General features: G+C 45.8%; 24 protein-coding genes. All 24 read left to right on the top strand.

What is annotated here, in order from left to right:
- Nucleotide 1 precedes the first annotated feature (1 nt).
- Nucleotides 2–1,342: a signal recognition particle protein gene (gene ffh / locus D5S11_RS05000; protein WP_007409763.1), complete on the top strand. Its 1,341-nt coding sequence runs from the start codon at nucleotides 2–4 to the stop codon at nucleotides 1,340–1,342.
- Between the two features lie 105 nt (nucleotides 1,343–1,447).
- Nucleotides 1,448–1,720, top strand: a complete 273-nt coding sequence (gene rpsP / locus D5S11_RS04995) for a 30S ribosomal protein S16 (RefSeq protein ID WP_003154296.1) — start codon at nucleotides 1,448–1,450, stop codon at nucleotides 1,718–1,720.
- Complete coding sequence (locus tag D5S11_RS04990; protein ID WP_007611392.1) at nucleotides 1,720–1,965, top strand: KH domain-containing protein; 246 nt, start codon at nucleotides 1,720–1,722, stop codon at nucleotides 1,963–1,965. The genes rpsP and D5S11_RS04990 overlap by 1 nt, the downstream gene beginning before the upstream one ends.
- Before the next feature lie 90 nt (nucleotides 1,966–2,055).
- A complete protein-coding gene (locus tag D5S11_RS04985) occupies nucleotides 2,056–2,442 on the top strand; it encodes a YlqD family protein (protein WP_003154291.1) in 387 nt (128 codons plus the stop codon).
- Nucleotides 2,443–2,446: 4 nt separating this feature from the next.
- Nucleotides 2,447–2,971 (top strand): ribosome maturation factor RimM, encoded by a 525-nt coding sequence (gene rimM / locus D5S11_RS04980; protein ID WP_108724975.1) that lies wholly within the window; start codon nucleotides 2,447–2,449, stop codon nucleotides 2,969–2,971.
- On the top strand, nucleotides 2,968–3,699 hold the full coding sequence (gene trmD / locus D5S11_RS04975; RefSeq protein WP_007409764.1) for a tRNA (guanosine(37)-N1)-methyltransferase TrmD: 732 nt from the start codon (nucleotides 2,968–2,970) through the stop codon (nucleotides 3,697–3,699). The genes rimM and trmD overlap by 4 nt, the downstream gene beginning before the upstream one ends.
- 140 nt (nucleotides 3,700–3,839) lie before the next feature.
- Entirely contained in the window at nucleotides 3,840–4,187 is a 348-nt protein-coding gene (gene rplS / locus D5S11_RS04970) for a 50S ribosomal protein L19 (RefSeq protein WP_003154288.1), read from the top strand.
- 142 nt (nucleotides 4,188–4,329) lie between these two features.
- Entirely contained in the window at nucleotides 4,330–5,178 is an 849-nt protein-coding gene (gene ylqF / locus D5S11_RS04965; protein ID WP_007409766.1) for a ribosome biogenesis GTPase YlqF, read from the top strand.
- Between the two features lie 72 nt (nucleotides 5,179–5,250).
- Entirely contained in the window at nucleotides 5,251–6,018 is a 768-nt protein-coding gene (locus D5S11_RS04960) for a ribonuclease HII (RefSeq protein ID WP_007611398.1), read from the top strand.
- Between the two features lie 16 nt (nucleotides 6,019–6,034).
- Nucleotides 6,035–7,738, top strand: coding sequence for a hypothetical protein (locus tag D5S11_RS04955; protein ID WP_020955816.1), 1,704 nt, complete (start codon nucleotides 6,035–6,037; stop codon nucleotides 7,736–7,738).
- Complete coding sequence (locus D5S11_RS04950) at nucleotides 7,735–8,016, top strand: FlhB-like flagellar biosynthesis protein (RefSeq protein WP_015239847.1); 282 nt, start codon at nucleotides 7,735–7,737, stop codon at nucleotides 8,014–8,016. Before D5S11_RS04955 ends, D5S11_RS04950 begins: the two co-directional genes overlap by 4 nt.
- 174 nt (nucleotides 8,017–8,190) lie before the next feature.
- A complete protein-coding gene (sucC, locus tag D5S11_RS04945; RefSeq protein ID WP_003154283.1) occupies nucleotides 8,191–9,348 on the top strand; it encodes an ADP-forming succinate--CoA ligase subunit beta in 1,158 nt (385 codons plus the stop codon).
- Between the two features lie 28 nt (nucleotides 9,349–9,376).
- Nucleotides 9,377–10,279, top strand: coding sequence for a succinate--CoA ligase subunit alpha (gene sucD, locus D5S11_RS04940; protein ID WP_003154281.1), 903 nt, complete (start codon nucleotides 9,377–9,379; stop codon nucleotides 10,277–10,279).
- A gap of 65 nt (nucleotides 10,280–10,344) precedes the next feature.
- Nucleotides 10,345–11,244 (top strand): DNA-processing protein DprA, encoded by a 900-nt coding sequence (dprA, locus tag D5S11_RS04935; protein WP_039063097.1) that lies wholly within the window; start codon nucleotides 10,345–10,347, stop codon nucleotides 11,242–11,244.
- A gap of 181 nt (nucleotides 11,245–11,425) precedes the next feature.
- Nucleotides 11,426–13,501, top strand: coding sequence for a type I DNA topoisomerase (topA, locus tag D5S11_RS04930; protein WP_007409771.1), 2,076 nt, complete (start codon nucleotides 11,426–11,428; stop codon nucleotides 13,499–13,501).
- A gap of 64 nt (nucleotides 13,502–13,565) precedes the next feature.
- On the top strand, nucleotides 13,566–14,873 hold the full coding sequence (gene trmFO / locus D5S11_RS04925) for an FADH(2)-oxidizing methylenetetrahydrofolate--tRNA-(uracil(54)-C(5))-methyltransferase TrmFO (protein WP_012117550.1): 1,308 nt from the start codon (nucleotides 13,566–13,568) through the stop codon (nucleotides 14,871–14,873).
- 69 nt (nucleotides 14,874–14,942) lie between these two features.
- The gene (gene xerC / locus D5S11_RS04920; RefSeq protein ID WP_007409774.1) at nucleotides 14,943–15,860 is read left to right on the top strand and encodes a tyrosine recombinase XerC; all 918 of its coding nucleotides are present in this window, start codon (nucleotides 14,943–14,945) and stop codon (nucleotides 15,858–15,860) included.
- Nucleotides 15,861–15,875: 15 nt separating this feature from the next.
- The gene (gene hslV, locus D5S11_RS04915) at nucleotides 15,876–16,421 is read left to right on the top strand and encodes an ATP-dependent protease subunit HslV (protein WP_003154267.1); all 546 of its coding nucleotides are present in this window, start codon (nucleotides 15,876–15,878) and stop codon (nucleotides 16,419–16,421) included.
- 16 nt (nucleotides 16,422–16,437) lie between these two features.
- On the top strand, nucleotides 16,438–17,841 hold the full coding sequence (gene hslU, locus D5S11_RS04910; RefSeq protein WP_007611413.1) for an ATP-dependent protease ATPase subunit HslU: 1,404 nt from the start codon (nucleotides 16,438–16,440) through the stop codon (nucleotides 17,839–17,841).
- A 37-nt stretch (nucleotides 17,842–17,878) separates the two neighbouring features.
- Nucleotides 17,879–18,658 (top strand): GTP-sensing pleiotropic transcriptional regulator CodY, encoded by a 780-nt coding sequence (codY, locus tag D5S11_RS04905; protein ID WP_003154263.1) that lies wholly within the window; start codon nucleotides 17,879–17,881, stop codon nucleotides 18,656–18,658.
- A gap of 353 nt (nucleotides 18,659–19,011) precedes the next feature.
- A complete protein-coding gene (flgB, locus tag D5S11_RS04900) occupies nucleotides 19,012–19,401 on the top strand; it encodes a flagellar basal body rod protein FlgB (RefSeq protein WP_003154260.1) in 390 nt (129 codons plus the stop codon).
- Nucleotides 19,401–19,853 (top strand): flagellar basal body rod protein FlgC, encoded by a 453-nt coding sequence (gene flgC, locus D5S11_RS04895; protein WP_007409776.1) that lies wholly within the window; start codon nucleotides 19,401–19,403, stop codon nucleotides 19,851–19,853. Before flgB ends, flgC begins: the two co-directional genes overlap by 1 nt.
- Nucleotides 19,854–19,863: 10 nt before the next feature.
- Nucleotides 19,864–20,184, top strand: coding sequence for a flagellar hook-basal body complex protein FliE (gene fliE, locus D5S11_RS04890; RefSeq protein WP_007409777.1), 321 nt, complete (start codon nucleotides 19,864–19,866; stop codon nucleotides 20,182–20,184).
- A gap of 42 nt (nucleotides 20,185–20,226) precedes the next feature.
- Nucleotides 20,227–21,837, top strand: coding sequence for a flagellar basal-body MS-ring/collar protein FliF (gene fliF, locus D5S11_RS04885; RefSeq protein WP_032866060.1), 1,611 nt, complete (start codon nucleotides 20,227–20,229; stop codon nucleotides 21,835–21,837).
- Nucleotides 21,838–21,840 lie beyond the last annotated feature (3 nt).

Here is a 21,840-nt window from a genome sequence, read left to right as displayed (position 1 = left end):
AATGGCATTTGAAGGATTAGCCGACCGACTGCAAAAGACGATTTCAAAAATCCGCGGAAAAGGAAAAGTCAGCGAACAAGACGTAAAAGAGATGATGCGTGAAGTTCGTCTTGCGCTTCTTGAGGCTGACGTTAACTTTAAAGTCGTAAAGGATTTTGTGAAAAAAGTAAGTGAACGGGCTGTCGGACAGGACGTTATGCAGAGTCTGACACCCGGTCAGCAGGTTATTAAAGTCGTAAAAGAAGAGCTTACCGAGCTGATGGGCGGCGAAGAAAGCAAAATTGCCGTCGCCAAACGCCCGCCGACCGTTATTATGATGGTCGGGCTCCAAGGTGCCGGTAAAACGACAACCACGGGGAAGCTTGCCAACCTGCTGCGCAAAAAACATAACCGCAAACCGCTGCTCGTGGCTGCGGATATTTACCGCCCCGCCGCGATTAAACAGCTGGAAACCCTGGGGAAACAGCTTGATATGCCGGTCTTTTCGCTTGGCGATCAGGTCAGCCCGGTGGAAATTGCCAGACAGGCGATTGAAAAAGCGAAGGAAGAGCATCATGATTATGTGATTTTAGATACCGCCGGACGGCTGCACATCGATCATGAACTGATGGATGAGCTCTCCGGCGTAAAGGAAGTCGCAAATCCTGAGGAAATTTTCCTTGTCGTCGACTCAATGACCGGTCAAGATGCGGTAAACGTCGCCAAAAGCTTTAATGACCAGCTCGGTTTAACGGGCGTCATTTTAACAAAGCTTGACGGGGATACCCGCGGAGGTGCGGCGCTTTCTATCCGCGCGGTCACCGAAACGCCGATTAAATTCGCCGGAATGGGAGAAAAGCTCGATGCTCTTGAAGCGTTCCATCCTGAACGGATGGCATCCCGAATTCTCGGAATGGGTGACGTGCTGACCTTGATTGAAAAAGCTCAGGCGACCGTTGATGAAGACAAAGCCAAAGAGCTTGAGCAGAAAATGAGAACGATGAGCTTCACATTGGATGATTTTCTGGAGCAGCTCGGCCAGGTCCGAAACATGGGGCCTCTTGACGAACTGTTGCAAATGATGCCCGGCGCAGGCAAAATGAAAGGCTTAAAAAACATCCAAGTCGATGAAAAACAGCTGAATCATGTGGAAGCGATCATTAAATCAATGACTGTTCTTGAAAAAGAACAGCCGGATATCATTAACGCCAGCCGGCGGAAGCGGATTGCCAAAGGAAGCGGAACATCCGTTCAGGAAGTCAACCGTCTTTTAAAGCAGTTTGAGGAAATGAAAAAAATGATGAAGCAGATGACCAACATGACAAAAGGGAAGAAAAAAGGCTTTAAATTACCTTTTATGTAATCGGTTATACATGATAAAACCGTTGTTAAGAAAAAACACTTTACAAACACTTTTATCATTGTTAATATACTATCTTGTTGAAATATTTTCGGAGGTGCTAGTAAAATGGCAGTAAAAATTCGTTTAAAACGTATGGGAGCAAAAAAATCTCCTTTCTATCGTATTGTTGTAGCAGATTCTCGTTCACCGCGTGACGGCCGTTTCATCGAAACAGTCGGCACATACAACCCGGTTGCAAAGCCGGCTGAAGTGAAAATCAACGAAGAGCTTGCTCTTAAATGGCTTCAAACAGGAGCTAAACCTTCTGATACAGTCCGCAACTTGTTCTCAAGCCAAGGAATTATGGAAAAATTCCACAACGCTAAACAAGGCAAGTAATGACTGATCAGAACTTGGAAGATTTGATTGTCAGCATTGTGGCTCCGCTTGTCGACCATCCGGAAGACATAACGGTCACAAAGGAAGAGACTGATCAAAAGATTGCGCTGCGCTTATCTGTCAATAAGTCAGATACCGGTAAGATTATCGGAAAGCAAGGCCGGACTGCAAGAGCGATTCGAACCGTCGTTTTTGCAGCTGGCGCACAGTCTTCTAAGAAAGTTCAATTTGAAATATTTGACTGAAAAAGGGAGAGGGCCGGCACCTCCCCTTTTTTTACACGTAAAAAAGGCAAATGAACAGAAATATGTTGGAAGAGTGGGGAGTCTGGTCCTATGCAGATTATTCACAGAGTAACCGTTATGCAGGTTCTGACCGAGCAAAGCAAGGAAAAGCTTTTGGCCTCTTTTGCAGAAAAAAAGCAAACGCTTGAACGAGAATGCAGCCAGCTCTATTTTCAGCTTAGAAAACATGAAAAAGATCAGCAGAATCCCGATGTAGCGGAATCTTTTAAAAAAGCCATTGAGAAAAGACAAGACAAAATCAAAATGATCGATTTCCAAATAAGCCAGACAGAGTCGCTCCCGCTTGGAAGCGAAGTGAAGGAAAAGGAGATCGATGCGCTGCTTTCAATCAACGTCGGTGATAACTGGCATGAAAAAACAGCGGCAAATACCATCGTCATAAAAGACGGGGTAGTAATTGAAATCCGCCCGAGGTGATAATATGACAAACAGATGGTTTAATGTAGGCAAAATTGTAAATACCCACGGCATTAAAGGCGAAGTGCGGGTCATTTCTAAAACGGACTTTGCCGAAGAACGGTACAAGCCCGGCAATACGCTCTATTTGTTTGCGGAAGGGGCTGCGGAGCCAATCAAAGTAACGGTCAGCGCCCACAGGCTTCACAAGCAGTTTCACCTGCTGCAATTCAAAGAAATGCCGAGTCTCAATGAAGTCGAACACCTAAGAAACATGGTGATCAAAGTCCCTGAAGAAGACTTGGGAGAGCTTGAAGAAGATGAATTTTATTTTCATGAAATCATCGGCTGCGAGGTTGTGTCAGAAGACGGGGAACTGATCGGCACAGTGAAGGAAATCTTGACGCCAGGGGCTAATGACGTATGGGTGGTTGCAAGAAAAGGCAAAAAAGATTCGCTCATTCCGTATATTGCTTCTGTGGTAAAGGATATTAATATAAATGAGAAGAAAATTAAGATTCATGTAATGGAAGGGTTAATAGACGAATGAAAATCGACTTTTTAACACTGTTTCCCGAAATGTTTCAAGGGGTGCTCGGCTCCTCCATTCTGCAAAAAGCACAGGAAAAAGAGGCTGTCCGTTTTGACGTCATCAATTTCCGGGCTTTTTCGGATAATAAACACCAAACGGTTGATGATTACCCGTACGGCGGGGGAGCCGGGATGGTGTTAAAGCCGCAGCCCGTATTTGATGCGGTTGAAAAGCTGACAGCCGGTACGGACGCCAAGCCGCGCATTATTCTCGTCTGCCCGCAAGGTGAGCGTTATACGCAGAAGAAAGCCGAGGAGCTGGCACAAGAGGAACATCTCATGTTTATTTGCGGACATTATGAAGGGTATGATGAACGGATCCGGGAACATCTTGTCACTGATGAAATCTCCATCGGGGATTTTGTGCTGACCGGGGGAGAGCTCCCTGCCATGATGATCGCCGACAGCGTTGTCAGGCTTTTGCCGGGCGTCCTCGGAAAAGAAGCATCCCACGTGGAGGATTCCTTCAGCACGGGGCTTTTAGAGCATCCGCACTATACGAGGCCTGCAGATTATAGAGGCTTAAAAGTGCCTGAGACCCTTCTGTCGGGCAACCATGCTAAAATACAAAAATGGCGAAATAAAGAATCAATCAGAAGAACCTTTTTAAGACGTCCCGATCTTCTTGAAAACTATCCTCTCACTGATGAGCAAAGAAAATGGATTTCCGAGTGGGAAAACGAATAGATTCTATTGCGCAGGCGATGAAGATATGATAAGATACTACTTGTGGCTTAAGGAGGCTTATCCTTCAGAAGCTTGAAAACGATGTTCCGCTGTGCCTTGCAGTTGTGGCCAAGAGCATCTGTTGGAAGGAGTTGAAAACGATGCAAAAACTAATTCAAGATATCACAAAAGAACAGCTTCGCACTGATCTTCCTGCGTTCCGTCCTGGTGACACTTTACGTGTACACGTAAAAGTTGTTGAGGGTAACCGTGAGCGTATCCAGATCTTCGAAGGTGTTGTGATCAAGCGTCGTGGTGGTGGAATCAGCGAAACGTTCACAGTTCGTAAGATTTCTTACGGTGTTGGCGTTGAACGTACATTCCCTGTACACACACCAAAAATCGCGAAAATCGAAGTTGTACGTTACGGTAAAGTACGTCGCGCTAAGCTTTACTACCTGCGTGAACTTCGCGGAAAAGCGGCTCGTATTAAAGAAATCAGACGATAATGATAACGAACGAAAAGAGCTTGTTACCCGTAACAGGCTCTTTTTTTATATGAAATTTGTAAAAGCAGAACAAGCAACGTAAAATACATAAGAGATCATCGGAACATCCGGTTCCGGTAAATAAGGCAGGTGTCGAAGTCACATGACCATTCAATGGTTCCCAGGCCATATGGCTAAAGCGAGACGGGAAGTAACAGAAAAACTGAAATTAATTGATATCGTATACGAATTGGTGGATGCGAGAATCCCGATGTCATCGAGAAATCCGATGATTGAGGAGATTTTAAAAAATAAGCCGCGCATTATGCTTTTAAATAAAGCCGATAAGGCGGATGCGGCTGTGACTGCCCAGTGGAAGGACCACTTTCAGGAACAGGGCATTCCCTCTCTTTCAATAAACTCCGTTAACGGGCAGGGACTGCATCAAATCGTGCCGTCCTCGAAAGAGCTGCTGAAAGATAAGTTCGATAAAATGAAAGCAAAAGGTGTTAGGCCAAGAGCAATCCGCGCATTAATCATCGGCATTCCGAATGTCGGCAAGTCTACGCTCATTAACCGGCTGGCCAAAAAAAACATTGCCAAGACGGGAGACAGGCCCGGCATTACCACTTCACAGCAGTGGGTAAAGGTAGGCAAGGAATTAGAGCTGCTCGATACACCGGGAATTTTATGGCCTAAATTTGAAGATGAGCTTGTCGGCTTGCGCCTGGCGATCACCGGGGCGATTAAAGATACGATTATCAACCTGCAGGATGTGGCTGTCTTCGGGCTGCGCTTTCTGGAAGAGCATTATCCCGACCGCTTGAAGGAGCGCTACGGACTTCAGGAAATCCCTGAGGATATCGCCGCTCTTTTCGACGCGATCGGTGAAAAACGCGGCTGTTTGATGGGCGGCGGAATGGTTGACTATGATAAAACAACGGAAGTCATCATTCGGGACATCCGGACGGAAAAATTCGGCAGGCTTTCATTTGAAACACCATCAGAATAAAGACGCGCAGAGATGCGGGTCTTTATTTTTTCCGCAGAATACCGATATACATAATGTAAGGGAGAAGAGAACGTGAATACATTAACCGTAAAAAGCGTAAAAGAACGCCTGCAAGAGGTCAGGGACGAAAGCGACCCCTTCCTTGCCCAATGTGAGAAAGACCCGAGAAAAAGCGTACAGACGCTTTTAGAGCAATGGCTGAAAAAGCACGCGAAGGAAAAAGCTCTTAAAGAGCAATGGCTGAACATGACGGCATACGAAAGACTGTCATCCAAAAAGGGCTTCCGCCTGATTGCGGGTGTTGACGAAGCCGGAAGAGGGCCGCTTGCCGGACCGGTTGTCGCCGGCGCCGTCATTTTGCCGGCAGAATGCGAGATTCTCGGTCTCACGGACTCGAAGAAATTGTCGGAAAAGAAGCTCGAGGAGTATTACAGCCGGATCACGGAAGAAGCGGCGGCTGTAGGAGTCGGCATTGTCCATGCGGACGTCATTGACCGGATCAACATTTATGAGGCCGCGAGACTGGCGATGGTAAAAGCCGTCAATGCTTTAACGGAAACACCTGATTATCTGCTTGTTGATGCCATGACCCTGCCGCTTGACATTCCGCAGTCATCAGTTATAAAAGGGGATGCCAAAAGCGTGTCAATTGCCGCCGGAGCCTGCATAGCAAAAGTAACGCGGGACCGTCTCATGGCTGAGTACGCCAAAACCTACCCCATGTACGGCTTTGAAAAAAATAAAGGCTACGGAACGAAAGAACATCTTGAAGCTCTTCAGGCATACGGACCGACAACTATTCACCGAAAAACGTTCGCTCCCGTTCAATCTTATTGTTAGAAAAGAGGCTTAAGACATGAACATAAGCGGCGAAATCCAAGCGGCTTTCAGACAGCTGACGGCGGAAATCCCTCCGGACCGGCAAGACGGCGGTAAAGACAGCGGCGCTCAAAGGCTGCTGTTAGGGAAGGTTCTCCGTTTGCTGGACGATCAAAGCGCTCTTATCCAAATCGGCGGCCGGACGATGCAGGGAAAACTTGAAACCGCCCTTCGCCCGCAGGCGTATTACTGGTTTTCTTATGACAAACAGCCGGCGGAAAAAACGGGCCGGCTTCATGTCATCGACCAATTCGAAGGAAGCCCGAAAACCGTTCAGGAAGCGGCGGGAAGACTGTTAAACGCTCTTTCTGTCAAACCAGGCCCTGTGTCTCTGCAGATTGCCGAAACGTTTATGCAGCAGAAGCTGCCGATGACGGAAAACAGCCTCAAAGCTTGCATCCGCTGGGCTGAATCGCTTCCGGCCGCCAAATTGAAAAAAGCGGCGGAAACAATCGTATTTGCGCTGAAACGGGAACTGCCCGCACATCCGGAAGTCTTGTCAGCCATTCATGCCGTTAAATATCCGGTTCCGACCCGGCGCCTCCTCTCAGGACTGCTTCAGGCAATCAATCAGGCTCCGCAATCGGCAAAAGAGCTGTCTGTGCTCAAAGAGGCGGTTTCTGACGTGTTAAACGCGGAAACGGATCTTCATGCAGAACGTCTCTTGAAGAAGCTTGCCGAGGCTGCACGCATGCCGATCTCAGAAACCGGGCTGATGGATGAAGGAGAACGGACGGAATCAAAACAATCACCATTTGTCCGAGAGACTCGTGAAAACGGAAAGGCAGTCTCAAGCCAACCTTCTCCTCCGAGTGCACGGACAGATACGGAACTGCCTGAAAAAACGGCAAAACAGATTATAGAGAAATTAATGACATCGGCAGAAAAAACTGAAAACCGTCCTGTAAAAGTAACGGCGGAGATCATTAAGGCTCTCATTTCTCAAGAAAAAACATTTAAAACAGCACCTGTTCTTCAAAACGCACATCTGACAGAACAGGAGGCGGCTGTTTTTGAAAAAGCCGCTCAGCTCACCGAATTGAAATATGCAGAAAAACATGATGTATTAAGCCTTTTGCAGAAAATCAAAAAAGGACTGGGCACGCGTGATGAATTATCATTCATTACAGCGCTTGAAAAAGGCGTATCTCCGCAGCCGGAGAAACAAGCACTGAAAACAGCCCTCCAAGCCGTCCGGACGCTTCAAGAGGCGCCCCAATCCGTTAAACAAGAGGCGGAACCGCTTATTCATAAATTAAACGGCCAGCTGTTTATTGAGCAGCATAATCCTTCTGTTACGCAGATGGTGCTGTCATTTCCGCTGGGAGCGTCCGCGTATGAGAATGACATCACAGTTCTCTTTAAAGGACGGAAGAAGCCGGACGGAAAACTCGATCCGTCACATTGCAGGCTCCTGTTTTTGCTGCACCTTGAAACACTGCAAGAAACCGTTGTGGACTGCATGATTCAGCAAAATGTAATGACCATTACGGTTGAGACTGATTTTGAGCTTCAGGCGGCCATCGACCCTCTCGTACCGGCTTTAAAAGAAGCCGTAAAAGAAACGGGCTTCAGCCTGTCAGGCGTCACGGCTAAAAAACGGCGCCCGAAAGACCAGAGCGCTCTTGTGGAAGAGTTTATAGAAAAAGACGGCGGAAGAAAAGTGGATGTGAAAATATGAAAGAGCAAACGCCGTTAAGAAGAGCTGTCGCCCTGCATTACGACCGGCAGAAAGACCAAGCCCCGAAGGTTGTCGCAACAGGCAGGGGGCACGTGGCGGAAAATATTATAAAAGAAGCTGAGAAAGCTGGGGTCCCCATTCAGGAAGACAGAACCCTTGTCGAATTAATGCGCCATTTGACGGTTGACGATCAGATACCGGAGGCGCTTTATGAAACCGTTGCCGAAATTTTTTCATTTGTTTACAAACTGGACGAAACCCTGAAAAACGAAAAATAAGGACTATTCATTTCCCGGACTCCGTTTAAATTTATATTTTCAATAAAATAAAAGTTAGAATGTTTGGAAGGATATAAAGATTTTGTTTTGGACCCTAGACAATTCTTCCAGTATTATATAGAATGAAAGCGCAGTCTATTTTTAGTTTTGCTACATAAGTTAGGAGGATGGGAAATGAATATCCATGAGTACCAGGGAAAAGAAGTCCTCAGAAAATACGGGGTGTCTGTTCCTGAAGGTAAAGTGGCTTTTACAGCAGAGGAAGCAGTTGAAAAAGCAGAGAGCCTGTCAAGCTCGGTTTATGTCGTAAAGGCGCAAATCCATGCTGGCGGCCGCGGCAAAGCTGGTGGGGTAAAGATTGCAAAAACAAAAGATGAAGTGAAAGAGTATGCCGAAGAACTGTTAGGCAAGACGCTCGTCACACATCAAACGGGTCCGGACGGACAAGTAATAAAACGCTTACTTATTGAAGAAGGCTGCGATATTAAAAAGGAATACTATGTCGGGCTTGTACTTGACCGCGCTACTTCAAGAATCGTTTTAATGGCGTCTGAAGAAGGCGGAACGGAGATTGAAGAAGTAGCGGAAAAAACACCTGAAAAAATTAAAAAAGCGGTAATTGATCCGGCTGTCGGCCTTCAGGGCTATCAGGCAAGGGAAATTGCATTCGCAATTAACATCCCGAAAGAGCTTGTCGGCAAAGCCGCTAAATTTATGCTCGGTTTATATAAAGCATTTGTTGAGAAGGACTGCTCCATCGCCGAGATCAACCCTCTCGTTGTTACGGGGGACGGAAACGTCATGGCGCTGGATGCTAAGCTGAACTTCGACAGCAATGCGTTATACAGACAAAAAGACATTATGGAATACAGAGATTTAGATGAAGAAGATCCGAAAGAAATCGAAGCGTCAAAATACGATTTAAGCTACATTTCCCTTGATGGAAATATCGGCTGTATGGTAAACGGCGCGGGTCTTGCAATGTCTACTATGGATATCATTAAACACTACGGCGGAGAACCTGCAAACTTCCTTGATGTCGGGGGCGGCGCAACCGCAGAAAAAGTTACGGAAGCTTTTAAAATCATTCTTTCCGATCAAAACGTAAAAGGAATTTTCGTCAATATTTTCGGAGGCATCATGAAGTGCGATGTCATCGCCGAGGGCGTTGTTGAAGCCACGAGACAAGTCGGCTTGACATTGCCGCTGGTCGTGCGCCTTGAAGGGACAAACGTAGATTTAGGAAAGAAAATCCTGAATGAATCAGGCTTAAACATCACATCTGCGGAATCAATGGCAGACGGCGCACAGAAAATCGTATCCTTAGTTTAGGAAAGAATGAAAGGCAGGGGACCAGATAATGAGTGTTTTTATCAATAAAGATACAAGAGTTATTGTACAGGGGATTACAGGTTCTACCGCTTTATTTCATACAAAGCAGATGCTGGAATACGGCACGAATATCGTTGGCGGTGTAACACCTGGAAAAGGCGGAACGGAAGCGGAAGGCGTACCGGTATTCAATACGGTCGCAGAAGCGGTTCATACAACGGGCGCAGATGCGTCAGTTATTTACGTGCCGGCTCCGTTTGCGGCGGACGCAATTATGGAAGCGGTTGACGCGGAAATTGATCTTGTCATTTGTATCACTGAGCACATTCCGGTTTTGGACATGGTGAAAGTGAAGCGTTTTATGGAAGGCAAGAAAACGAGATTAATAGGGCCGAACTGCCCTGGTGTTATTACACCTGAAGAATGCAAGATCGGCATTATGCCGGGATACATTCATAAAAAGGGTCATGTAGGCGTTGTGTCCCGTTCAGGAACATTGACATACGAGGCCGTCCATCAGCTTTCAGAAGCCGGCGTAGGCCAATCTACCGCTGTAGGGATCGGCGGCGATCCGGTCAACGGCACGAACTTTATTGACGTGTTAAAAGCGTTCAATGAAGATCCTGAAACACATGCTGTCATCATGATCGGAGAAATCGGCGGCACAGCTGAAGAAGAAGCGGCTGAGTGGGTGAAAGCGAACATGACGAAGCCTGTTGTCGGCTTTATCGGCGGTAAAACCGCGCCTCCGGGAAAACGCATGGGCCATGCGGGCGCCATCATCTCCGGAGGAAAAGGCACGGCAGAAGAAAAAGTCAAAACGATGAACGCCTGCGGAATTGAAGTCGCGGAAACCCCTTCTGTAATGGGTGAAACGCTGATTAAGGTGTTAAAAGAAAAAGGCTTATTTGAAACGTGCAAAACGCACTGATCGAAGCAGGGGCAGCCGTAACGGCTGTTCCTGTTTTTGCTGAAAAAAAGAGGAGGTTTCCAGATTTGGATCAAGCATCGCGCTGTTTAATGGTCTGCAGTATTAATCAAATCATTTCCCCGTCTCTTCTATTAAAATGGTGGAAAGCTGATCACTCTCTGTCTTTTTTACCGAATCCGCATCCATTAACTGTTTTATCAGAAGGGAAAACAGCCCCGGAAGCAATTTTTCGGGAAATAGAGCGCAAGAATTCGGAACTTGATGAAGTTCTGTCCGATTACCGCCGCGAAGGCATTACTGTCATTCCGATTTCATCAAGCCGCTATCCAACATGGCTTAAAGCGATTTATGATCCGCCGGCTGTCTTGTATGCAAAAGGGAACACGCTGCTTCTTGAAAAAGGCAGAAAAATCGGGATTGTAGGAACGCGGAAACCGACGGAAGACGGAATAAAAGCGGTTGGGCATCTTTCCGCCGAACTCTCAAAAAAAGGCTGGATCATTGTAAGCGGGCTTGCATCCGGTATAGACGGATTGTCTCATAAGGCGAGCATCAGGGCAAAAGGGCTTACGATCGGCGTGATAGCCGGCGGATTCCATCACATCTATCCCCGGGAAAATCTCCTGTTAGCAGAATACATGGCTGAACACCATCTCCTACTCTCAGAACATCCTCCTGAAACAAAGCCGAAAAAATGGCACTTTCCGATGAGAAACCGCATAATCAGCGGACTAAGTGAAGGAATTGTGGTCGTGCAGGGAAAAGAAAAAAGCGGTTCATTAATCACAGCTTACCAGGCTCTCGATCAAGGCAGAGAGGTATTTGCCGTTCCGGGTTCCATATTTAATCCATATTCCGGAGGACCTATAAAACTCATTCAAGAAGGGGCGAAAGCTGTATTATGCGCAGAGGATATTGACGGAGAGCTGACCGCCCGATGCGTTCAGTATACGGAACCCTTTTGAAATATCGTTTGACAAACGGTATTGTAATATTTAATAATAGTGAGGATTTAAAGTTGCACATTATTTTCATGTATAAAATGACGTTCATCATAAAGAATGAAATGTTGAAAGCCATAAAAAGGCAGCTCTAAAATGAATTGATACTTGAAAAGAGAGAGAACACCTCTTGAGGGGGATGAAAATGTCTGATTATCTAGTCATCGTGGAATCGCCGGCAAAGGCGAAAACGATTGAACGTTATTTAGGGAAGAAATATAAAGTCAAAGCTTCAATGGGACATGTCCGGGATCTTCCGAAAAGTCAAATGGGAGTTGACATCGAACAGAACTTTGAACCGAAATATATTACGATCCGCGGAAAAGGCCCTGTTTTAAAAGAATTAAAAACAGCGGCAAAGAAAGCAAAAAAAGTCTATCTCGCGGCCGACCCCGACAGAGAAGGGGAAGCGATTGCATGGCATCTCGCACACAGTCTTGATCTGGATCTCAGCTCGGACTGCCGGGTCGTCTTTAATGAAATAACGAAAGACGCCATTAAAGAATCATTTAAACATCCGCGCATGATTAATATGGATCTTGTCGATGCGCAGCAGGCGCGCCGCATACTAGACAGACTCGTCGGATACAAAATCAGCCCGATTCTTTGGAAAAAAGTAAAAAAAGGCCTCAGTGCGGGCCGTGTGCAATCCGTTGCGCTCCGGCTGATCATCGACCGGGAAAAGGAAATCAACGATTTTAAACCTGAAGAGTACTGGACGATTACCGGCTCATTTTTAAAAGGAAAAGAGACGTTTGAAGCCGGATTTTTCGGAAAAAACGGCAAAAAGCTTCCTTTAAAAAGCGAAGAAGACGTAAAAGCCATCCTTGCTCAGCTGAAAGGCAATAAGTATACAGTTGACAAGGTTACGAAAAAAGAGCGCAAACGAAATCCCGCTCTGCCGTTTACAACGTCCACTCTGCAGCAGGAGGCTGCAAGAAAGCTGAATTTCAGAGCGAAGAAAACGATGATGATCGCGCAGCAATTATATGAAGGAATTGATCTCGGCAAAGAAGGGACAGTCGGGCTCATCACGTATATGAGAACGGACTCAACGCGGATTTCCAATACAGCCGTTGAAGAAGCGTCAGCTTTTATTGATCAGGCGTACGGAAAAGAGTACTTAGCGGGAAAACGGAAACCGGCAAAGAAAAATGAAAACGCACAAGATGCCCACGAAGCGATCCGCCCGACTTCGGTGCTCAGAAAACCTGCCGACTTAAAAGCGGTGCTTGGAAGAGACCAGCTCAGATTATACAAGCTGATTTGGGAGCGCTTTGTTGCAAGCCAGATGGCCCCTGCCGTCCTTGATACGATGAGCGTCGATCTCAGCAATAACGGATTGACATTCCGGGCAAACGGAAGTAAAGTCAAATTCGCCGGCTTCATGAAAGTCTATGTAGAGGGTAAAGACGATCAGCTGGAAGAAAAAGACCGCATGCTTCCGGACCTTAAAGAGGGAGACACGGTTTTATCGAAAGATATTGAGCCTGAGCAGCACTTTACTCAGCCGCCTCCGCGTTATACAGAGGCGCGCCTGGTTAAAACGCTTGAAGAACTGGGGATCGGCCGTCCTTCGACATATGCGCCGACTCTTGACACCATCCAGCGCCGCGGTTACGTGGGATTAGACAATAAACGGTTTGTGCCGACTGAGCTTGGGCAGATCGTGCTGGATCTTATCATGGAGTTTTTCCCGGAAATCATTAACGTTGAATTCACGGCTAAAATGGAAAGAGACCTTGATCATGTTGAAGATGGCCAGACAGAATGGGTTCAAATCATTGACAGCTTCTATACTGATTTCGAAAAACGCGTGAAAAAAGCGGAAGCCGAAATGAAAGAAGTGGAAATTGAACCTGAATACGCCGATGAAGATTGTGAGTTATGCGGCTCCCGGATGGTTTATAAAATGGGCCGATACGGCAAATTTATGGCGTGCTCCAATTTCCCTGACTGCCGGAATACAAAACCGATTGTCAAACAAATCGGCGTAAAATGCCCTAAGTGCCATGAAGGAAACATTGTCGAACGAAAATCAAAAAAGAAACGCATCTTTTACGGCTGTGACCGTTATCCTGAATGCGACTTCGTATCTTGGGACAAACCGATTGAACGAAAATGCCCGAAATGTGAAAATATGCTCGTAGAGAAAAAGCTTAAAAAAGGCATACAAGTCCAATGCGTCGAATGCGATTATAAGGAAGAACCACAGAAGTAGCGGTGAGCAGAGCCTTGCTCACCTTCTTTGTGTGGAAGGGACAAACAACAGGAGATGAAAAGAAATGAACCAGCAAACAGTTAATGTAATCGGAGCAGGCCTTGCCGGAAGTGAAGCGGCATGGCAGCTTGCAAAACGAGGAATTCAAGTGAAACTATATGAAATGCGGCCCGTCAGGCAGACGGCAGCCCATCATACTGATAAATTCGCCGAACTGGTATGCAGCAACTCCCTCCGTTCAAATACACTCGCCAATGCGGTAGGCGTATTAAAAGAAGAAATGCGGGCCCTTGACTCGGCAATCATTCAATCTGCTGATAAATGCTCGGTTCCGGCCGGGGGAGCGCTTGCCGTTGACCGTCATGAATTTGCGCAAAGCGTGACGGATCTCGTGAAAAACCATCCGAACGTAACGGTTCTTACTGAGGAAGTAACAGAGATTCCGGAAGGCCCGACTGTTATCGCCACCGGACCGCTTACGTCAGAATCGCTTTCTCAGCAGCTGAAAGAGCTCACGGGAGAAGAGTATCTGTATTTTTATGACGCGGCGGCGCCGATTGTCGAAAAAGACAGCCTCGATATGGAGAAAGTGTACTTAAAATCCCGTTATGACAAGGGAGAAGCGGCGTACTTAAACTGCCCGATGACAGAGGAAGAGTTCGACCGTTTCTATGAAGCATTGACGACGGCTGAGACGGTACCTTTAAAAGAATTCGAGAAAGAAATCTTCTTTGAAGGCTGCATGCCGATTGAAGTCATGGCGAAAAGAGGCAAGAAAACAATGCTGTTCGGACCGATGAAACCGGTCGGACTGGAAGATCCGAAAACAGGCAAGCGCCCTTATGCAGTCGTTCAGCTCAGACAGGATGATGCGGCGGGAACGCTTTATAATATTGTAGGTTTTCAGACACATTTAAAATGGGGAGACCAAAAAGAAGTGCTTAAACTGATCCCCGGTCTTGAAAATGTTGATATCGTCAGATACGGCGTCATGCACAGAAACACATTTATCAACTCGCCGAGCCTTTTGAACCCGACATATCAATTTAAACAGCGGAACGATCTGTTTTTCGCGGGCCAAATGACCGGCGTAGAGGGTTATGTTGAATCTGCCGCTTCAGGTCTTGTAGCGGGAATCAATGCCGCCAAACTTGTGCTCGGTCAGGATCTTGTGACATTCCCGCAGGAGACGGCGATCGGAAGCATGGCTCACTACATTACGACGACAAATCAGAAGAACTTCCAGCCGATGAATGCAAACTTCGGCCTCTTAAAAGAATTGCCTGTAAAAATTAAAAACAAAAAAGAACGAAATGAAGAATACGCTAAACGCGCAATTGAGACTATTCAAACTATTTCGAAAACGATATAGCTTTTCATTGCAACTTCGATGCATTATATGATACCATTTAAAAGCCCTTCGGAGAGGGAGGTCTTCATAATGACTGAGAATGTTAACTTTTTTTTAAAGTTATTCGTTGAATATTTACAAATTGAAAAAAATTATTCACAATATACTATTGTGAATTATGTTAATTCGATTGAAGAATTTGGGATGTTTCTGCATGCTCAAAATATAAATGGAATGAAAGAAGCTGCATATCATGATGTGAGAATATTTTTGACGGAGGCTTATGAAAAAGGCCTGTCAAGAAAAACAATCAGCAAGAAAATTTCAGCTTTGAGAAGCTTCTATAAATTTTTAATGAGGGAAAAGCTTGTTGAAGAGAATCCGTTTCAGCTTGTTCATCTGCCGAAACAAGAGAAACGGATTCCGAAGTTTCTTTATGAAAAAGAACTTGAGGAACTATTCGCTGTTTCAGACAGAAGTCAGCCGTCAGGGATGCGCGATCAGGCCCTGCTTGAGCTTCTTTATGCGACCGGAATGAGGGTCAGTGAGTGCTGTACGCTCACTGTCGGCGATCTTGACCTGTTCATGGATACGGTGCTCGTTCACGGGAAAGGCAAGAAGCAGCGCTATATCCCGTTCGGCTCATATGCCCGTGATGCGCTGGAGCTGTATATCAACAGCGGAAGGCAGTGCCTGCTTGAAAAAGCAAAAGAGCCTCATGATGTGCTGTTTGTCAATCAAAGAGGCGGCCCGCTGACCGCCAGAGGAATCAGGTATATTTTAAGCGGGCTTGTAAAAAAAGCATCTGGCACTTTACATATACACCCGCATATGCTTCGGCACACGTTTGCGACTCATCTGCTGAATGAAGGGGCTGATTTAAGAAGCGTCCAGGAGCTTTTGGGCCATTCCAATCTGTCTTCTACGCAGATATACACACATGTATCGAAGGAAATGCTGAGAAACACATATATGTCCCACCACCCGAGAGCTTTTAAAGAAAATTAAAAGGAGGCCCTTCTCATGTCATCTTTTCATGCGACAACGATTTTTGCCGTCCAGCATAACGGGAAAAGCGCTATGTCAGGAGACGGCCAGGTCACATTCGGTCAGGCTGTAGTCATGAAACATACCGCGAGAAAAGTGAGAAAGCTGTTTAACGGAAAGGTTCTGGCCGGATTTGCGGGATCTGTTGCAGACGCTTTCACACTTTTTGAAATGTTTGAGGCGAAGCTTGAAGAATACAACGGCAATTTAAAACGTGCGTCGGTTGAGCTTGCGAAAGAATGGCGCAGCGATAAAGTGCTGCGCAAGCTGGAAGCCATGCTGATTGTCATGAACCAGGATACCTTGCTTCTCGTATCGGGAACAGGTGAAGTGATTGAGCCGGATGACGGCATTTTGGCAATCGGCTCCGGCGGAAACTACGCCCTGTCAGCAGGAAGAGCGCTGAAAACCTATGCCGGAGAGAATCTGTCCGCCAAAGATATTGCAAAAGCCGCTTTGAAAATCGCGGGCGAGATTTGTGTGTACACAAACGATCAGATCATTTTGGAAGAACTTGAATAGAAAGGACTTGAGGCGCATGGAAAACAAACCGTTAACACCGAGACAAATCGTAGATCGGTTGGATCAATACATTGTAGGACAGCAGGATGCGAAAAAAGCTGTCGCCGTGGCATTAAGAAACCGCTATCGCAGAAGTCTTCTTGATGAAAAACTGAGAGACGAGATCGTTCCCAAAAACATCCTGATGATGGGCCCGACCGGGGTGGGGAAAACAGAGATCGCCAGACGGATCGCCAAGCTTACCGGTGCGCCATTTATAAAAATTGAAGCGACAAAATTTACAGAAGTCGGCTATGTAGGCAGAGATGTCGAATCAATGGTCAGAGACCTCGTTGAGACATCCGTGCGGCTCATTAAAGAAGAAAAAATCAGCGAAGTGAAAGAACAGGCTGAAGAAAATGCAAACAAACGTATAGTGCGGCTTCTCGTTCCGGGAAAGAAAAAACAAGCGGGTGTGAAAAATCCGTTTGAAATGCTTTTCGGAGGAAGCCAGGCGGCAAATGATGATGAAGCCGACCAGCAGGAAGAAGCAAGCCTTGAAGAGAAAAGAAAGCGCATGGCGCATCAGCTCGCATTGGGAGAGCTCGAAGACCATTACGTCTCCGTAGAGGTGGAAGAGCAGCAGCCGTCGATGTTTGACATGCTGCAAGGCTCCGGGATGGAGCAGATGGGCATGAATATGCAGGATGCGCTGAGCAATCTGGTGCCAAAAAAGAAAAAACGCCGCAAAATGACGGTCAGAGAAGCAAGGAAGGTTCTGACCAATGAAGAGGCAGGCAAATTAATCGATATGGATGAAGTCGGCCAAGAGGCCGTGTTAAGAGCTGAAGAGGGCGGCATTATCTTTATTGACGAAATAGATAAAATCGCAAAAAACGGAGGGGCTTCTTCCTCAGCAGATGTATCGAGAGAAGGCGTTCAAAGAGATATCCTTCCGATTGTCGAAGGATCTACCGTCGTCACGAAATACGGCTCCGTCAAAACAGATCACGTGCTGTTTATCGCAGCCGGGGCATTCCATATGGCCAAACCGTCTGACCTGATTCCGGAGCTGCAGGGCCGCTTTCCGATTCGTGTAGAATTGAGCAAGCTGACGGTAGATGATTTTGTGAAAATTCTCGTCGAACCCGATAACGCGCTGTTAAAACAATATCAGGCTTTATTGCAGACAGAAGGTATATCTCTTGAATTTTCTGACGAAGCTATTCGTAAGATCGCCGAAGTGGCTTATCATGTGAATCAGGATACGGACAACATCGGAGCGAGAAGGCTTCACACGATATTGGAACGTCTCTTGGAAGACCTGTCGTTTGAAGCGCCGGACGTTACGATGGAAAAAGTCGCCATCACGCCGCAATACGTTGAAGAAAAGCTCGGAACGATTGCAAACAACAAAGATCTAAGTCAATTTATATTGTGAAAATTTAATAAGAGGAATTCTAGGAGGATTATTTATCATGGCTTTACTACAAAAAACACGAATTATTAACAGCATGCTGCAGGCTGCGGCAGGCAAACCCGTAAACTTTAAAGAAATGGCTGAAACGCTTCGTGACGTCATTGATTCTAATATTTTCGTCGTCAGCCGCAGAGGAAAGCTTTTGGGCTACTCTATTAATCAGCAGATTGAAAATGACCGCATGAAAAAAATGCTTGAAGACCGCCAGTTCCCGGAAGAGTACACGAGAAATCTGTTCAATGTTCCGGAGACGTCTTCAAACCTTGATATCAACAGCGAATACACGGCGTTTCCTGTAGAAAACAGAGACCTGTTCCAAGCGGGCTTAACAACGATCGTGCCGATCATCGGCGGAGGAGAGAGACTGGGCACGCTCATTCTGTCCCGTCTGCAGGATCAATTTGAAGATGATGATCTCATTCTTGCTGAATACGGAGCAACCGTTGTAGGAATGGAGATTTTAAGAGAAAAAGCGGAAGAAATCGAAGAAGAGGCGCGAAGCAAAGCGGTTGTTCAAATGGCGATCAGTTCTCTGTCTTACAGTGAACTTGAAGCGATTGAGCATATCTTTGAAGAGCTTGACGGAAACGAAGGCTTGCTTGTGGCAAGTAAGATTGCGGACCGTGTCGGCATTACGCGTTCAGTAATCGTTAACGCGCTGAGAAAGCTGGAAAGCGCAGGCGTCATTGAATCCAGATCACTGGGAATGAAGGGGACGTACATTAAAGTTCTGAACAACAAATTCCTTATTGAATTGGAAAACCTTAAATCTCATTAAGACAAAAGCAGGATCCCTAAAAATGGGGGTTCTGCTTTTTTTATGGACAATAGGTGAAAAGTTGCAGTTTAAAGTTGCTTATTGGAATCTGATCTGAGATAATCCATCTTGCTGTGTGAAAAAAGGAGGAAGAAACAGAAATTCTGCTATTTTCAGTCTTATATTAAACAAATCCTTGTAGTACAAATATTCTAGGACTTAATACCTACATGCAAAATAGATATAATTGAGCACTTTTTTTTAGCCTAACTTCATAGACTTTAAGCCTGTTATTTCTTACAATAAGCATATGGTTTTACAATTCTCGACAAGGATTTTTAGGAGAAAAATATCTGAAATGGAGGTAAGTGGATTTGGACTTATTTTCTGGAACTATACAAAATCTTGAGAATGCCTTGGGGAGAGCGGACATTAAGCAAAAAGTCTTAACTAATAATATCGCCAATATAGATACACCGAACTATAAGGCAAAAAAAGTCTCTTTCCGAAATTTGTTAGATCAGGAAACATCCAATCTTGAGGCTGTAAAAACCGACTATCGGCACGTTGACTTTACGGGTTCGGGGGACGATTATTCTATCGTGTCCAGCAGTGATACATCGTACCAGCAAAACGGAAACAATGTCGATATCGACAAAGAAATGACAGATTTAGCCGAAAACCAAATTAATTATCAGGCTTTGGTTGAAAGAATGAGCGGCAAATTCAATTCTCTGAAAACCGTCTTGACAGGAGGAAAATAATGAGTGGCTTTCAAAGCTTAAATATTTCGGGTTCCGCTTTAACTGCACAGCGTGTCCGGATGGACGTCGTATCGTCCAACCTGGCCAATATGGATACAACGAGAGCGAAGCAGGTAAATGGCGAATGGGTGCCTTACAGAAGAAAGCTGGTATCTCTCCAATCCGGAGGCGAATCATTTTCGTCCCTTTTACATTCCAAGATGAACGGAACAGGAAGCGCGGGAAGTGGCGTAAAGGTATCTGGTGTTACGGAAGACCCGTCCGCTTTTAATCTCGTTTATGATCCGGAGAATCCTGATGCGAATAAAGACGGATATGTACAAAAACCAAATGTAGATCCATTAAAGGAAATGGTGGATCTTGTCAGCAGCTCGAGATCATACGAAGCAAACGTAACTGCATTAAACGCCTCCAAAGGCATGCTTTTGAAGGCGTTAGAAATCGGAAAGTAAGGTGATGTAAGTGGTTAACGCTATTACTCCTTTTCAGCTTCAACAAACCCAAAATACTCAAAACGTAACGAATCAATTAAACCAAACTCAAAAAACTGATTCTTCAAACCAAACAAGCTTTTCGGAGCTTTTAAAAAACTCTATTGATTCGTTAAATGAGTCACAAGTGAAATCTGACCAAATAACGAACGAACTGGCTGCAGGAAAGGATGTAAACCTTGACGAGGTCATGATCGCTGCCCAAAAAGCAAATATTTCTCTGACGGCCGCTACCGAATTCCGCAATAAAGCCGTGGAAGCCTATCAGGAAATCATGAGAATGCAGATGTAGTGGTCAGATTGAAGAGAATGACTGGAATGACCGGGGGTTAACATGAATCGTACTCTAATGCAAATGAAAACCAAAACGGCAGCGTTTTGGAACAACAGATCAAAAACACAGAAGATACTCATGGTAAGCGGCTTGGCCGCATTCATTATTTTACTCATCGTCGTTATTATTTTTACTTCGTCTGAAAAGATGGTGCCTCTTTATAAAGATTTGTCCGCGGAAGAAGCGGGGAAGATTAAAGAAGAGCTCGATACGAAAAAGGTGTCTTCTGAACTTGCTGACGGCGGCACGGTCATTAAGGTTCCTGAGAGCCAAGTGGATGCGCTTAAAGTCCAGCTTGCCGCGGAAGGCCTGCCGAAAACGGGATCAATTGATTATTCGTTTTTCGGACAAAATGCGGGCTTCGGCCTGACGGATAATGAGTTTGACGTTTTAAAGGTTGAGGCGACTCAGACCGAATTGTCAAACCTGATAAATGAAATGGACGGTATTAAAAGCTCGAAGGTCATGATCAACATGCCGAAAGAAGCCGTGTTCGTCGGTGAAGATCAGCCGGCAGCGTCCGCTTCAATCGTTTTGCAGATGAAACCGGGCTACTCGCTTGATCAAAACCAGATCAACGGGCTGTACCATCTCGTTTCTAAAAGTGTTCCGAACTTAAAAGAAGATAATATCGTCATAATGGATCAAAATTCTACATATTATGACAAAAGTGACAGCGGTGCAGGGTCCGTTTCTGACAGTTATGCTTCTCAGCAAGGTATTAAGTCGCAGGTCGAAAAGGACATTCAAAAACATGTTCAGTCACTGCTCGGCACAATGATGGGGCAGGATAAGGTCGTTGTTTCCGTGACGGCGGATGTTGACTTCACGAAGGAAAAACGCACTGAAGACACTGTCGAACCTGTCGATAAAGATAACATGGAAGGCATAGCGGTAAGCGTCGAAAAAGTTGCGGAAACGTATAAAGGCGACGGCGCGGCCAACGGCGGCACGGCCGGAACGGGAAGCAATGACACCGCGAACTATGCCGAGACAAACGGCGGTTCAAACAGCGGGGACTACGAAAAAAGCAGCAATAAAATCAACTATGAAGTCAACCGCATTCATAAAGAAATCGCTGAAAGCCCGTATAAAGTGCGTGATTTAGGCATTCAGGTCATGGTGGAGCCGCCTAATCCGAAAAATGCCGCTTCCTTATCAGCACAGAGACAGGCTGATATACAGAAGATTTTAGGAACGGTCGTCAGAACGTCTCTTGATAAAAACGAAACGCAAAATCAAAACCTGACAGACAATGATATCAACAATAAAATCGTTGTATCCGTTCAGCCGTTTGACGGAAAAACAAGCCTGAACACAGATTCGGCACAATCTTCAGGTCTTCCGATCTGGGTATACATTACAGGCGGCGTACTGCTTGCGGCCATTATTCTGCTTATTATTCTCCTCATCAGAAAGAAACGCTCACAAGAGGATGAATACGAAGAATATGAATATGAAACACCGCCCGAGCCGGTTCGATTGCCTGATATCAACGAAGAGAAAATTGAAACGGAAGAAACAGTCAGACGAAAACAGCTTGAAAAAATGGCTAAAGAAAAACCGGAAGACTTTGCTAAATTGCTTCGAAGCTGGCTGGACGAGGATTAGGGG

Origin of the sequence: Bacillus sp. L75 (genome assembly GCF_003676355.1) — a bacterium.
GTDB lineage: Bacteria > Bacillota > Bacilli > Bacillales > Bacillaceae > Bacillus > Bacillus velezensis.
This window is presented reverse-complemented; position numbering and strand designations above follow the sequence as displayed.